General features: G+C 70.8%; 13 protein-coding genes. 8 read left to right on the top strand and 5 right to left on the bottom strand.

What is annotated here, in order from left to right; translation table 11 throughout:
- Positions 1–57 precede the first annotated feature (57 nt).
- On the top strand, positions 58–843 hold the full coding sequence (locus ASD56_RS07175) for an SURF1 family protein (protein ID WP_082541374.1): 786 nt from the start codon (positions 58–60) through the stop codon (positions 841–843).
- 68 nt (positions 844–911) lie between these two features.
- Here the strand turns inward: ASD56_RS07175 and ASD56_RS07180 are convergent, their stop codons facing one another.
- The gene (locus tag ASD56_RS07180; protein WP_157535793.1) at positions 912–1880 is read right to left on the bottom strand and encodes a hypothetical protein; all 969 of its coding nucleotides are present in this window, start codon (positions 1878–1880) and stop codon (positions 912–914) included.
- A 307-nt stretch (positions 1881–2187) separates the two neighbouring features.
- On the opposite strand from ASD56_RS07180, the gene ASD56_RS07185 reads away from it, so the two are divergent.
- From ASD56_RS07185 to ASD56_RS07205, 5 genes are all read left to right on the top strand, one after another.
- Entirely contained in the window at positions 2188–2715 is a 528-nt protein-coding gene (locus ASD56_RS07185) for a DUF3817 domain-containing protein (RefSeq protein ID WP_055963020.1), read from the top strand.
- Positions 2712–4295: a glutamine-hydrolyzing GMP synthase gene (guaA, locus tag ASD56_RS07190; protein WP_055963022.1), complete on the top strand. Its 1584-nt coding sequence runs from the start codon at positions 2712–2714 to the stop codon at positions 4293–4295. The genes ASD56_RS07185 and guaA overlap by 4 nt, the downstream gene beginning before the upstream one ends.
- Entirely contained in the window at positions 4292–5674 is a 1383-nt protein-coding gene (locus ASD56_RS07195; RefSeq protein ID WP_055963024.1) for a glycosyltransferase, read from the top strand. The genes guaA and ASD56_RS07195 overlap by 4 nt, the downstream gene beginning before the upstream one ends.
- Before the next feature lie 76 nt (positions 5675–5750).
- The gene (locus tag ASD56_RS07200) at positions 5751–6380 is read left to right on the top strand and encodes a ClpP family protease (RefSeq protein WP_055963027.1); all 630 of its coding nucleotides are present in this window, start codon (positions 5751–5753) and stop codon (positions 6378–6380) included.
- Complete coding sequence (locus tag ASD56_RS07205) at positions 6377–6964, top strand: ClpP family protease (protein ID WP_055963030.1); 588 nt, start codon at positions 6377–6379, stop codon at positions 6962–6964. Before ASD56_RS07200 ends, ASD56_RS07205 begins: the two co-directional genes overlap by 4 nt.
- A 292-nt stretch (positions 6965–7256) precedes the next feature.
- Here ASD56_RS07205 and ASD56_RS07210 read toward each other — a convergent pair whose 3' ends face one another.
- Positions 7257–7973, bottom strand: a complete 717-nt coding sequence (locus ASD56_RS07210) for an MBL fold metallo-hydrolase (RefSeq protein WP_055963033.1) — start codon at positions 7971–7973, stop codon at positions 7257–7259.
- An 80-nt stretch (positions 7974–8053) separates the two neighbouring features.
- Here ASD56_RS07210 and ASD56_RS07215 point away from each other — a divergent pair, with 80 nt between their 5' ends.
- The gene (locus ASD56_RS07215) at positions 8054–8578 is read left to right on the top strand and encodes a TetR/AcrR family transcriptional regulator (RefSeq protein ID WP_055963036.1); all 525 of its coding nucleotides are present in this window, start codon (positions 8054–8056) and stop codon (positions 8576–8578) included.
- Here the strand turns inward: ASD56_RS07215 and ligD are convergent.
- From ligD to ASD56_RS07230, 3 genes are all read right to left on the bottom strand, one after another.
- Positions 8575–9819, bottom strand: a complete 1245-nt coding sequence (gene ligD / locus ASD56_RS07220; protein ID WP_055963039.1) for a non-homologous end-joining DNA ligase — start codon at positions 9817–9819, stop codon at positions 8575–8577. The two genes, ASD56_RS07215 and ligD, sit on opposite strands and share 4 nt — an antisense overlap.
- Before the next feature lie 118 nt (positions 9820–9937).
- The gene (locus ASD56_RS07225) at positions 9938–10279 is read right to left on the bottom strand and encodes a helix-turn-helix domain-containing protein (RefSeq protein ID WP_055963826.1); all 342 of its coding nucleotides are present in this window, start codon (positions 10277–10279) and stop codon (positions 9938–9940) included.
- Between the two features lie 214 nt (positions 10280–10493).
- Positions 10494–11402, bottom strand: coding sequence for a Bax inhibitor-1/YccA family protein (locus tag ASD56_RS07230; RefSeq protein ID WP_055963041.1), 909 nt, complete (start codon positions 11400–11402; stop codon positions 10494–10496).
- A gap of 152 nt (positions 11403–11554) precedes the next feature.
- On the opposite strand from ASD56_RS07230, the gene ASD56_RS07235 reads away from it, so the two are divergent.
- Positions 11555–12565 carry a glycerophosphodiester phosphodiesterase family protein gene (locus tag ASD56_RS07235; RefSeq protein WP_055963043.1) on the top strand — a complete coding sequence of 337 codons (1011 nt, stop codon included), beginning with the start codon at positions 11555–11557 and terminating at the stop codon, positions 12563–12565.
- The last annotated feature ends 69 nt before the right edge of the window (positions 12566–12634 follow it).

Here is a 12634-nt window from a genome sequence, read left to right on the forward strand (position 1 = left end):
CCTGCGGGCGGCGCCCCGGCCGAGCCGGAAGTGTTCCCGCCGACCCTGCGCGAGGTCATGCTGCGTCCGCAGTGGATCGGGATGCTGCTGCTGTGCCTTCTCGTCGCCGGCGTCTTCGCCTGGCTCGGGCAGTGGCAGCTGAGCCGCGCGATCGACACCGACCCGCCGCCCGCCGGCGCGACCGAGCAGGTGCGGCCGCTCGAGGACGTCGTCGCCCCGGGGGAGTACCTCGGCGAGCCGCTGGTCGGTCAGCGCGTCACGACGACCGGCACGTGGGTGCCGGGTGACTTCCTCATCGTCGCCTCGCGCTACAACGAGGGCGTCGAGGGCTACTGGGTCACCGGTCAGCTGCGGCTCGACGGCACCGATGCGCCCACCTCGATCGCCGTCGCCGTCGGCTGGGCGCCCACCGAACAGGAGGCTCTCGCGGCGGTGGAGCGTCTGGAAGCGGATGCCGCGGCCGGCGACGCCGAGCCGATCGAGGTCGGCGGACGCGTCATCTCGGACGAGGGCCCGTCCCTTCCCGGCAAGAACGACGACCCGCAGACAATGACGCGGATGTCGCCCGCTGCGCTCCTGGGGCGCTGGCACGACGTCGAGCAGCTCGAGGTCTACCGTCCCTACCTGGCCTCGGCCGAGGCATCCGGGGGTCTTGAGCCCATCTCGTCGCCGGCGCCGGACGACCTGTCGACGGTCAACTGGCTCAACATCTTCTACGCGGCCGAATGGGCAGTGTTCGCCGGGTTCGCGTTCTACCTCTGGTACCGGCTCGCGCGCGATGCGTGGGAGAAGGAAGTCGAAGACATCGAGGATGCCGCGGCCGAGGGCTCCGGGGAGTCCTGAGCCCCGACGCACGGGCCTTCCGCTGAGGCACGCGTCTTCCGCTGAGGCAGGCCGATCATCCGCGTGCTTCACCGGCGGCAGCATGCGTCACGCGCGCGCGTCGGTCCGGCCGTTCGTGAGGAGCGCCTCCGGACAGGGATGGGCCGGGCGGATCCGACGCAGGCCCGCAGCCCGCAGGGCATCGTCGAGCCGGTGTGGTGTGAGGACGTCGGACCATCCCACCGCGCAACGGCCCTGACAAGCCGGCGCAGCTCCATCTCGCGCCGTCGCTCATCGCGGATGATCTCATCCGCGGCGACGGCACCGCTGAAGTACTTGGCGTTGCCGTCGGCTTCTCCGACGATGCCCTGGCCGCGCCAGAAGAAGTCGGTTCTCGCGTTCTTCGTCGACAGGCGGAAGGCGACCTGGAGTTCGGGTGCCGGATATCCGAGGGCGTCGATGAGGACGCGACTGATGCTTTCGAGCACCGACTCGGAGCGTGCGTCGCAGGCAGCGACGGCGCGGAGGACGGCGGAGCGGCCCCGGCGATTCGACTGCGAGGCAAGGACCTCCGCGACCTGTTCCACCCTCAGCCCTCGGCGAAGCGCGGCGTCGAGGAGCGCCACCCCGAGCGCGTGCGGAAGAAGGCGGAGAAGGTCGACGGTCGTGTCGGCGAGCGAGGTGGCTCGGACGCCGTCGATGCGGACGATCTGCTTCGCGTCCGCGCTCGCGTGCACGACGTGACCGCCGTGGCGGTACCCGCGGGTGCGATCGGGGGCGAATGTGTGCACGTCGTGGACCTCGCCGAAGACGGGGAGGCGATGGACGATCGCTGCCGACTCGAGCGCGAAGATCGGATCGTCGAGCATGACCGAAGCCGCCCGCACACGAAGCTCGTTGCGCTCGTGGGGCCGAAGCGCGCCCCACTCTGGCGCGGGCGCGAATACTCCCCGACGCACGGAGATCACCGCACCCCGACGCCGGGCGGCCGACATCTCACGAATCCGGTCCTCGTGCCCGCTGAACACCAGCAGCGAGGTGAGTTCTGAGACGGCCACACCGACAGGGTCGTGGACCACGTGCCGCGGCATCCGTTGTCTCCGCCCATCGGTGTACAACCGCCGACTCGTGCTCCCGGTTGAGAAGCCGGCGCGTGCCACGGCGGCCGACTCACCGAGACATGCGGTTCTCGCTGAGGCATACCGATGATCGGCATGCTTCGACAGGCGCTGCATGCATCGACGCGCGCCGTGTGCCTCGACACAAGCGGCGTGCTTCGAGGATGCCGCGGCCGAGGGCTCCGGGGAGTCCTGAGCCCCGACGCACGGGCGGGAGGGCCGGAAAACCGCCGGTAGACTGGGGGCCATGCCCCGCGCCCCCAAGCTCGCTTCGTTTCCGGCGATCCGCGGAGCCCTGAAGTTCTACCAGGTCTGCGCCATCATCACGGGCGTCGGCCTGCTGCTGCTCGTGGCCGAGATGATCCTCAAGTACACGCCGCTGCACGTCGAGCTGTTCGCGGGCGGATCGGGCGGGTTCCTGTGGTTCGCGCCCGTCATCGCCGGGCCGGACTGCCAGTGGTGGTCGCTGTTCCTGCCGACCACCAACGACTGCGAGATGATGTCGGCCGGGGATGGCTTCAACATCTCGCTGTTCATCCTCGTCGCGCACGGCTGGTTCTACGTCGTGTACCTGTTCTCGTGCTTCCGCCTGTGGAGCCTCATGCGCTGGCCGTTCCCGCGGTTCCTGCTGCTGGCGCTCGGCGGCATCATCCCGTTCCTGTCGTTCTTCCTCGAGGCCGCAGAGACCCGTCGTGTGCGCACCTACCTCGCCGAGCGCGAGGCCGCCGAGGCATCCTCGTCCGAATCCGTCCCCGCAGTGGAAGGCAGCCGTTGACCGAGCAGACCGAAACCTCCCAGCGTCCTGTTCTGGTCGTCGACTTCGGCGCGCAGTACGCGCAGCTGATCGCCCGCCGCGTCCGCGAAGCGGGCGTCTACAGCGAGATCGTGCCCCACACGGCGTCGGCCGCCGACATCGCGGCGAAGAATCCGGTGGGCATCATCCTCTCGGGCGGCCCGTCCTCGGTCTACGAGCCCGGAGCGCCCGCGCTCGACACCGGGGTCTTCGACCTCGGCGTGCCGACCCTCGGCATCTGCTACGGCTTCCAGGTGATGGCCCAGGCGCTCGGCGGCGAAGTGGCGAACACCGGGCTGCGCGAGTACGGCGCGACCGACGCCGCGGTCACCGGCGACGGCGGCGTGCTGCTCGGCGGCCAGCCCATCGACCAGAACGTGTGGATGAGCCACGGCGACCAGGTCTCGCGCGCCCCCGAGGGCTTCGACGTGCTGGCCTCGACGACGGCCACGCCCGTCGCCGCCTTCGGCAGCGACGAGAAGCGCTTCTACGGCGTGCAGTGGCATCCCGAGGTGAAGCACTCCGATCACGGCCAGCAGGTCATCGAGAACTTCCTGCACAAGGCCGCGGGACTACCGGCCGACTGGAACAGCGGCAACGTCATCGCCGAGCAGGTCGAGCGCATCCGCGCCCAGATCGGCTCCGGCCGCGTGATCTGCGGTCTGTCCGGCGGCGTCGACTCGGCCGTCGCGGCCGCCCTCGTGCACAAGGCCGTCGGCGACCAGCTGGTCTGCATCTTCGTCGACCACGGCCTGCTGCGGAAGGACGAGCGCGAGCAGGTCGAGCAGGACTACGTCGCCTCGACCGGCGTCCGTCTCGTGACGATCGACGCACGCGAGCAGTTCCTCACCGCGCTGGCCGGAGTCAGCGACCCCGAGCAGAAGCGCAAGATCATCGGGCGCGAGTTCATCCGCTCTTTCGAGGCCGCTGAGAAGGCGCTCCTGGCCGAGGCGGAGGCCGACGGCGAGCCGATCCGCTTCCTCGTGCAGGGCACGCTGTACCCCGACGTGGTCGAGTCCGGCGGCGGCACCGGCACGGCGAACATCAAGTCGCACCACAACGTCGGCGGCCTGCCCGAAGACCTGCAGTTCGAGCTCGTCGAGCCGCTGCGCACCCTGTTCAAGGACGAGGTGCGTGCCATCGGGCGCGAGCTGGGCCTGCCCGAGGTGATCGTGGGACGCCAGCCCTTTCCGGGCCCCGGCCTCGGCATCCGGATCGTGGGTGAGGTCACCGCTGACCGCCTCGAGATCCTGCGTGATGCCGACGCCATCGCCCGAGAAGAGCTGACGCGCGCCGGGCTGGACGACGAGATCTGGCAGTGCCCGGTCGTGCTCCTCGCCGACGTCCGCTCGGTCGGCGTGCAGGGCGACGGTCGCACCTACGGCCACCCCATCGTGCTGCGCCCGGTCTCGTCCGAGGACGCCATGACCGCGGACTGGACCCGCCTCCCCTACGACGCGCTCGCGCGCATCTCGAACCGCATCACCAACGAGGTGCGCGAGGTCAACCGGGTCGTGCTCGACGTCACGTCGAAGCCCCCGGGGACCATCGAGTGGGAGTGACCGGCGACACCTTCGCCGGGCTGCCCGACGCGGACTATGTGCTGCTGGGCAGCAGAGTCGCGCTCGTGCTCGACGGCGGGTTCGCCGTCGCGGTGCCTCGGCGCCTGCGCCTCCTCGCCGAGGCCGGAGCCGTCGACCCGCTGCTGCTGAGCGTCGACGGCGCGGCGCCCGACGTCCACGCCGCGCAGCGGCAGGCGTTCGTGGACGCCGGGCTGCTCGAGCACACGACCTCTGCCCGCAACCTGTTCGACGACGTCGTCGCCGACCCGTCCTGGCTATGGGCGGCCGGCGAGCCGGCGGGTGCTCCGGTCGCAGGGCTGGAGTATCGAGCAGTGACGGATGCCGCGGGCGCGGCGATCCTGTCGCTGCCGGTGCTGCCGAACAACCCAGAGTGGCATCTCTCGGACGCGCCGGTCGTGATCCACGCGCCGGACGGCGACCGGTGGCTGCGCGGCTTCCGGTCGCTGTACATCGCCTGGCTCGACCGCATCGCCGACGAACGCCGTGCCGTCGCCGGTGATCCCGACCGGCTCTTCGTCGTGATCGTCGAGTCGCGGCAGATCGGCGAGACCCTGGTGGGTTGGGACGACCCGCGCGTGCGACTGGTGCACGCCGTGCACAACTCCCACCTGCCCGCGCCCCACGACGACCCCGACGCCGAGGTTACCGGTCTCTGGCGCCGCTGGCTCGCGACCGCCGACCGCTACGACGCCGTGCTCTGGCCGACGCGCGCGCAGCGCGATGAGATCGCCGCCAGGTTCGGCGACCCGGGAACCTTCCACGTCGTGCCGAGCACGATCGACCTGGGCGACGAGCCGGTGACGGAGCGCGATGCGCGACGGGTCCTCATGCTGAATCGCCTCGCCGACCAGAAGCGCGTCGACCTAGCTGTCCGCGCCTGGGCCCGCGTGGCCGAGGCCGTGCCGGATGCCCGCCTCGACATCTACGGCGAAGGTCCCCTCGAGGCGGAACTCGCCGACCTCATCGAGGTGCTCGGGGTCGCGGATTCGGTGCGCCTGCTGGGCCCGACCGACCAGCGCGACGCCTTGTTCGACCGTGCGGGGCTGTTCCTCGTCTCGACGGCGTTCGAGGGTCAGGGGCTCGCGATCGCCGAAGCGCTGGCCCGCGGGTTGCCGGTCGTATCGTTCGACGCCCGCTACGGCCCCCGCGACGCGATCGGCGACGCCGGCGTGCTCGTCGCGCCCGGCGACATCGACGGGCTCGCCGATGCCGTGATCGCACTCCTGCGCGACGACGCTCGCCGCGAGGCCCTGTCGATTCGCGCGCGCGAGGTGGCGGCATCCTTCGCCCCCGACGCCGTGCGACCCGCACTGGTGGCCGCGATCCGCTCAGCCGTCGAGAACCCGCCGCGCCGCTAGCTCCGCTCTGCCGTGGGCGGAGCCGCCGACGGCGGAATCGGATGCCGCGCCCTGCCGTCCGGCGCAGGCTGGGGTCATGGCAGAAGAAGGCAAGATCCCGATGTTCGGCGGCGCGGCCCGACGCGAGCTGTTCCATCAGCGCGTGCTCGTGCTCGACGGCCCGCTCGACGACGACAACGGCACGCTCCTCGCGACGCAGCTGCTCGCGCTCGCGGCGGAGGACGAGGCATCCGACATCGCGCTGTGGATCCATTCGCCCGGCGGTTCGGTGCCGTCGATGCTGGCGATCCGCGACGTGATGCGGCTGATCCCCAACGACGTCGCGACCCTGGCTCTCGGCCTGGCGTGCAGCGCGGGTCAGTTCCTCCTCTCCGCCGGCACGCCCGGCAAGCGGCGGGCGCTGCCGCACGCGAGGATCCTCATGCACCAGGGCTCGTCCGGCATCGGCGGCTCCACGGTGGACGTCGAGGTGCAGGCCGGCGACCTGCGGCACATGCGCGACACGGTGCTTGGCATCATCGCGTCCGACACCGGTCAGAGCATCGACCGCATCTTCGAGGACTCGCTCCACGACCGGTGGTACACCGCCGCGGAGGCTCTCGACTACGGCTTCATCGACGGCGTGGTCGACGACTTCGCGCAGGTGGTCCCACGCCGTCGGCGGGCAGCGGGCCTCGGACTCGGACCGGCGGAGGTGGCGGCATGACCTCGTACACGATCCCCAACGTCGTGGCGCAGCATCCGCGCGGCGACCGCGTCATGGACGTCTACTCGCACCTGCTCTCAGAGCGCGTGGTGTACCTGGGCACGGGCATCGACGCGGGCGTCGCGAACGCGCTGATCGCGCAGCTGCTGCACCTCGACGCCGACAACGCCGATCGCGACATCCAGCTCTACATCAATTGCGAGGGTGGCGATCCGTCGGCGATGCTCGCGGTGTACGACACCATGCAGCACGTGCGGCCGGATGTCGCGACCACCGTCGTCGGGCAGGCCATCGGTGTCGGCGCGGTCATGCTCGCCGCCGGGGCGGCGGGCAAGCGAGCGGTGCTGCCGCACGCCCGGGTAGTCCTGCATCAGCCGGCCGCGCAGGCGAGGGGCGCGATCCCGGATCTGATCCTTCAGGCCGACGAGCTCGTCCGGGTGCGCGGCGACGTCGAGGCGATCCTCGCGCGGCACACCGGCAAGGACCCGGCGCGCCTGCGCACCGACACGGACCGCGACCGGGTCTTCACCGCGGCGGATGCCGTGGCCTACGGCCTGGCCGACCGGGTGCTCGAGGAGCGCTGACCCGTCTCGCCTGTTCGCGCGGGCACCAACTCCTCAAATCTGAGCCGGAGATCGCCCACGGCCCGCGTGATCTCGGCGGACTCGCGGCCGAGCGACGCGGGCTTTGAGGAGTTGTGGCACGCGCGTCGAGGCGACCAGGCTGGGCCAGGTCAAGCCCGGCCCGCGCGGCGCGTTCGATCGCGTGTGCACAACTCCGGCAACCCGCACCTCCGCTCGGCCTGTTGCGCGTGATCTCGGGGCGTGATCGGCGGCCGCCGCTCGGATTGCCGACGTTGTGCACGTCGGCGCGGGGTCAGTGGCGGGCGGCAGCGCGGACGGCTCCGGCGATGTCGGCCGGGGTGCCGTTCCAGGGCGCGCCGTGCCCCGGCAGCACCCAGACCGCGTCGACGCCGGCGAGCCGGTCGAGCGAGGCCAGTGCGAGCGCCGGATCGTCGGTGAAGGGTGCGGGCTGCGCGCCCCCGCGCCCGGTCAGGACGTGGCGGGTCGTGAGTGCGTCCCCGACGAAGAGCGCCGAGGCCGCCGGAACGTGGATCGCGATGCTCCCGGGCGAGTGGCCGGGCAGGCCGATGATCTCGGGTGCGCCGGGCAGGTCGAGCACATCGCCGTCGGCCACCTCGACGACCTCGCGCAGGTACTCGGTGCGCCAGCCCCTCTTACGCAGGGCGTAGCTGAAGAAGCCGAGGGTGGGCCCGAGGCGCATCGGGCCCATCGGGGTCTTCGGCTTGTCGCCGCCCTTCGCCCGATCGGCATCGGCGGCGTGCACGTGGATCGGAACGCCGTGGTCGCGGCGCAGCCGCTCCGCGAATCCGAGGTGGTCGCTGTCGCCGTGCGTGAGCACCACACCGCGGATGTCGCTCAGGGACCGGTCGATCGACGCGAGTTCGGCGGTCAGGTCGCTCCAATGCCCGGGCAGACCGGCGTCGATCACCGTGATCCCCTCAGGCGTGACGACGAGATAGGCGGCGACGATGTCGTTGCCGATGCGGTGCAGGTGCGGGCCGAGTCGCATGGTGTCCTCCGGTGATTGTGATCGCTATGCTACGTAGCTATGATGGCTTACGTCAATAGCCATCGCAGGAGGTCAGTCGAATGCCTACGCCGGAGCGCACGTCCCTCGCCGCCATCGTCGACGCCGGGCGCGTCCTGCTCGAAGCCGGCGGGCCCGCGACTCTCACGATGCAGGCGGTCGCGCAGCGCGTCGGGGTTCGTGCCCCGTCGCTCTACAAGCGCGTCCGCGATCGCGAGGCGCTCGTGCAGCTCGTCGCCGAGGCGACCGTCGAGGATCTCGGGCGCCGGCTCGCGGCATCCGATGGATCACTCACCGCGCTCGCGCGCGTCTACCGCTCCTTCGCGCATGAGCACCCGGAGGGGTTCCGGCTGATGTACTCGGTGCCTGGCAGCGCCGATGCGCTGCAGCGGGCCAGTGAACCTGTCCTTCGGGCGGCCGGCGAAGCCGTCGGCCCGGACGAGGCCCTCGATGCTGCCCGGCTGCTCACGGCGTGGGCGACCGGCTTCGTGAGCATGGAGCTCGCGGGTGCGTTCCGGCTCGGCGGCGACGTCGACCAGGCCTTCGAGTACGGGCTCGCCCGGCTCGAGAGGGCGCTCGGGAACTAGTCGGTGCCCGGCTTGCCCGGCCAGACCTTGCCGGCCCACGGGTCGTAGTCGGCGATCAGCGCCTCCTGCGCCGGGCGCTCGGGCTCGGGCACGTGCTGCAGGTTCACCCGCACGCGGTACCAGAGCGAGCTCGAGCCGCGCATGCCGTCCACCATCACGTCGGCCGGGTGCAGAAGCGGGACGACGGACGGATGCCGCGCCTTCCACTGCTCGAGAGCGTCCAGCGCTTCGGGCTTGGTCTTGGTGCGGGCCACCTCGATCAAGGGCATCGTCGACTGCCTGCGGCCGTCCGGCCCGCCGGCGCGCGGCGGCTTCTCGGCGGGTCCGAGCTCCTTCGCGAGTGCGAGCAGCCCGTCGAGCGTGCCGATCGCGTCGTCGATGCCGCGGTGCGGGTCGCCGATCGCCGCGAAGCGCTCGAGCACCGTGGCTACGGTGAACTCCTCCGGCCGGCGAACGGCGACCTCGTCCCAGTCCATCGGCGTCGACACCCGGGCATCCGGCAGCGGTCGGATCGAGTACGCGGATGCCACGGTCCGGTCCTTCGCGTTCTGATTGAAGTCGATGAACACGCTCTCGCCGCGCTCCTCCTTCCACCACCGCGCCGTCGCAAGTCCGGGCGCCCGGTTCTCGACCTCGCGCGCGAGAGTTTCGGCGGCAAGCCGGACCTGCTTGTAGTCCCAGTGCGGTGCGATGCGGACGAGGATGTGGAGGCCGCGGGATCCGCTCGTCTTGGGCCAGCCGATTAGCCCGACGTCGTCGAGCACCTCGCGCGCGACCATGGCGACATCGACGATCTGCGCCCAGTCCACGCCGGGCATGGGGTCGAGGTCGATGCGCAGCTCGTCGGGGTGGTCGAGGTCCTCGGAGCGGATCGGGTGCGGGTTGAGGTCGAGGCAGCCGAGGTTGACCACCCACGCCAGGCCCGCGGCATCCCGGATCACCGCCTCTTCGGCAGAGGTGCCCCGGGCGTACTGCAGCGTCGCGGTGTCGATGAAGTCGGGGTGGTTCTCGGGCACGCGCTTCTGGAAGAACGCCTCTTGATCGATGCCCTTCACGAAGCGCTTGAGCACCATCGGCCGTCCGCCCGCTCCGCGCAGGGCTCCTTCGGCGACGGCGAGGTAGTAGGTCACGACGTCGAGCTTGGTCAGCCCTGGCCCTGGGAACACGACCTTGTCGGGGCTCGAGATGCGGACGTCCTGTCCCTCGATCTCGAGGATCTCCTCTTTGCGTGCGGGACTCATCCGCCCACGCTAGCGGCGCGTCCCGACGTCGGCCAGAGGCTGTCGGCCCTGTTCATCTGTGCGAGTCAGACCCTCACGGGCGCCGCGAAGGTTGATTTCGCACAGACGACGCCGAAGCTCAGGCCGCGAGTGAGTAACTCGCGCGGACGCCGACCACCGCGCGCTCGACAGCGTGCGAGCGGAGGTCGTCCACGACCGCGGCGGTGAGCTCCACCAGCGTCACCTCGAGGGCTCCGGCGACGGCGGCGATCATCTCGCTCGAGGGCTCCTTGAGCCCGCGCTCGATCTCGGATAGGTACTGCGGCGAGACGCCGGCGCAGTCGGCCGTATCGGCGAGGCGCTCGCCGCGTTCGTGCCTCAGTCGCCGCAGCCTGTCGCCGAGCGCGTCACGCCACAGCGGCTCTGGCTCGCGAGGCGTCCGCGGTGCGGGCTTGGTCGGCAGGTGGATGATCTCGGCCATGCGGTCACGATAGAACGCGGATGCCGCAGCCTTCGACCCGTTCCGCTCAAAGCAGAACGGCCGCTCGTGCACAGAGTCGGAGATCCTGCGCGACACGCGGGGACGCGGCATCCGATGGCGGCGTGTTGCCCGCCGAATCCGATTCTGTGCACAGCGACAACGAGAACGGCCGCCCGGAGAACCGGGCGGCCGTTCGAGCGCGGAGCGCGTAGGGCTAGTTGCTGCCGCGCACAATGGCGATGATGCGCAGGATCTCGACGTACAGCCACACGACGGTGACCATGATGCCGAAGGCGCCGAGCCAGCCGTACTGACGGGGAGCGCCGTTGCGCACGCCCTGCTGGATCTGGTCGAAGTCGAGCACGAGCGAGTACGCGGCCATGATGACGACGAGGACGCCGATGATGAGGCCGAGCGGGATGCCCATGATCGTCTCGCTGAGCATGCCGAACGCACCGTCGGTGACGCCGGTCCACATGAGCACGATGTTGATCAGCGAGAAGACGAGGTAGCCGACCATGGCGATCAGGAAGACCTTGGTGGCCTTCTTCGAGGCGCGGATCTTGCCGCTGGCGAAGAGCGCCAAGGTCACGCCGACGACCGAGAAGGTCGCGAGCGTCGCCTGAACGACGATGCCGGGCCACATGAACTCGAAGAACGCGGAGATGGCGCCGACGAAGAGACCCTCGAACGCGGCGTAGGCGAAGATCAGCGCGGGGCGGACCTTCTTGCGCGAGGTGAAGATGATCACCATCGAGAGCACGAAGCCGCCGAGTGCGCCGATGAGCCACGGGGCCATCGACGGGTTCGGGTTGATGGCGGTGACGCCCGCCATCGTCCAGACCCAGCCGGCGACAGCGGTGACGAGCAGGACGGCGAACAGTCCGGCGGTCTTCCAGACGGTGTCCTCGACCGACATGCGGTCGGTCTCGATGGCGCCGGCGGCGGGGGCGGAGTACATGCCTTCCAGGTGCGCCTGGGCTGCGGCATCCGTTCCGGCGCGCTGCGCCGTGGCGTACTGCGTCTGCGCGGCGGGCGGCGGAGTCAGGCCGACCTGCCGGCCGCCGGCGGTCTTCGGGTCCTGGAAGGCCGGGCTGTTGAACGCGGGGTTGTTGAGGGCCACTGCTCTCACACTCCAAGTCGAGGGGTTCGGTACAGCGCGTTGCTGTGGATCAACGATATCCGACACGCCGCCCGATGAGGCAGACGGCGGCTGGAAGCTGGCTTTGATTCGGCGCCGGGAGCGGCGTCATCCCGCGCCGGTAGCCTGAGACGATGCCCCGCCGGACCCCGCTCGTGATCGGCCACCGCGGTGCGCCCGGATATCGCCCCGAGCACTCGCGCTCGTCGTACGACCTGGCGCTCGAGCTGGGCGTCGACGCCGTCGAGCCCGACATCGTCGTCACGCGCGACGGCGTGCTGGTGGTGCGGCACGAGAACGAGATCTCGGGCACGACGGATGTCGCGGATCGCCCCGAGTTCGCCGACCGCCGGACCACGAAGACCATCGACGGCACCGAGCACACCGGATGGTTCGCCGAGGACTTCACGTGGGACGAGCTCTCGACCCTGCGCTGCCGTGAGCGCCTGCCCGAGATCCGGCTCTCGAGCGCGAGCTTCGACGACGAGCAGCGCGTGCTGCGGCTGCGCGATGTGCTCGACCTGGTGCGGGCCGGCTCGCTCGAGCAGGGGCGCGAGATCGGCGTCGTTCTCGAGATCAAGCACGTGACGTACTTCGCCTCGCTCGGGTGGGACGTCGCCGCCATGGTCGATGCCGAGCTTCGCGAGGCCGGCTGGGCGTCGGGGGAGTGGCCGCTCACGATCGAGGCGTTCGAGTCGACGGTGCTCTACGCCCTGCAGGACCGCGGTGTCGTCGCCGCGTACGTCTACCTGCTCGAGGCCTCGGGTCGGCCGTTCGACCTGCTCACCGCGCACGGCAAGGCGGCGCTGACCTACCGGCAGACGGCGGCCCCCGCCGGGCTCGACCAGCTCGCCGGCCGGGTGGACGGCATCAGCGTCGACAAGCGCATGATCCTCGCGCCCGACAAGCTCGGACGCACCAGCGGACCGTCGAGCGTCGTGGCCGACGCCCATGACCGGGGTCTCCGGGTCTTCACCTGGACCTGCCGCCCCGAGAACCGCTTCCTGATCCCGCAGTTCCGCGGTTCGGGTGGTCCGTCGGCCTTCGGCGACTGGGAAGCCGAGTGGGCGGTGATCCGGGATGCCGGAGTCGACGGCGTCTTCGTCGACCACCCCGATCTCGGTGTGGCGTTCTTCCGCTCCTGAGCGCGCCGCGCGCCGGTCCGTCGCGTCTCGCCAAGCGAGGGCTCAGGTCCGCCGCGCGCCGGAGGCGAC

The organism is Microbacterium sp. Root166 (assembly GCF_001427145.1).
Taxonomy (GTDB): domain Bacteria; phylum Actinomycetota; class Actinomycetes; order Actinomycetales; family Microbacteriaceae; genus Microbacterium.

Excerpts from the sequence above, each read along its gene's own strand:
- ASD56_RS07215 (WP_055963036.1), top strand. The coding sequence starts at position 8,054 with ATGCCTACGCCGGAGCGCACGTCCCTCGCCGCCATCGTCGACGCCGGG.
- ligD (WP_055963039.1), bottom strand. The coding sequence starts at position 9,819 with ATGAGTCCCGCACGCAAAGAGGAGATCCTCGAGATCGAGGGACAGGAC.
- ASD56_RS07200 (WP_055963027.1), top strand. The coding sequence starts at position 5,751 with ATGGCAGAAGAAGGCAAGATCCCGATGTTCGGCGGCGCGGCCCGACGC.
- ASD56_RS07185 (WP_055963020.1), top strand. The coding sequence starts at position 2,188 with ATGCCCCGCGCCCCCAAGCTCGCTTCGTTTCCGGCGATCCGCGGAGCC.
- ASD56_RS07210 (WP_055963033.1), bottom strand. The coding sequence starts at position 7,973 with ATGCGACTCGGCCCGCACCTGCACCGCATCGGCAACGACATCGTCGCC.
- ASD56_RS07235 (WP_055963043.1), top strand. The coding sequence starts at position 11,555 with ATGCCCCGCCGGACCCCGCTCGTGATCGGCCACCGCGGTGCGCCCGGA.
- ASD56_RS07225 (WP_055963826.1), bottom strand. The coding sequence starts at position 10,279 with ATGGCCGAGATCATCCACCTGCCGACCAAGCCCGCACCGCGGACGCCT.
- ASD56_RS07175 (WP_082541374.1), top strand. The coding sequence starts at position 58 with ATGCTGCGTCCGCAGTGGATCGGGATGCTGCTGCTGTGCCTTCTCGTC.
- ASD56_RS07205 (WP_055963030.1), top strand. The coding sequence starts at position 6,377 with ATGACCTCGTACACGATCCCCAACGTCGTGGCGCAGCATCCGCGCGGC.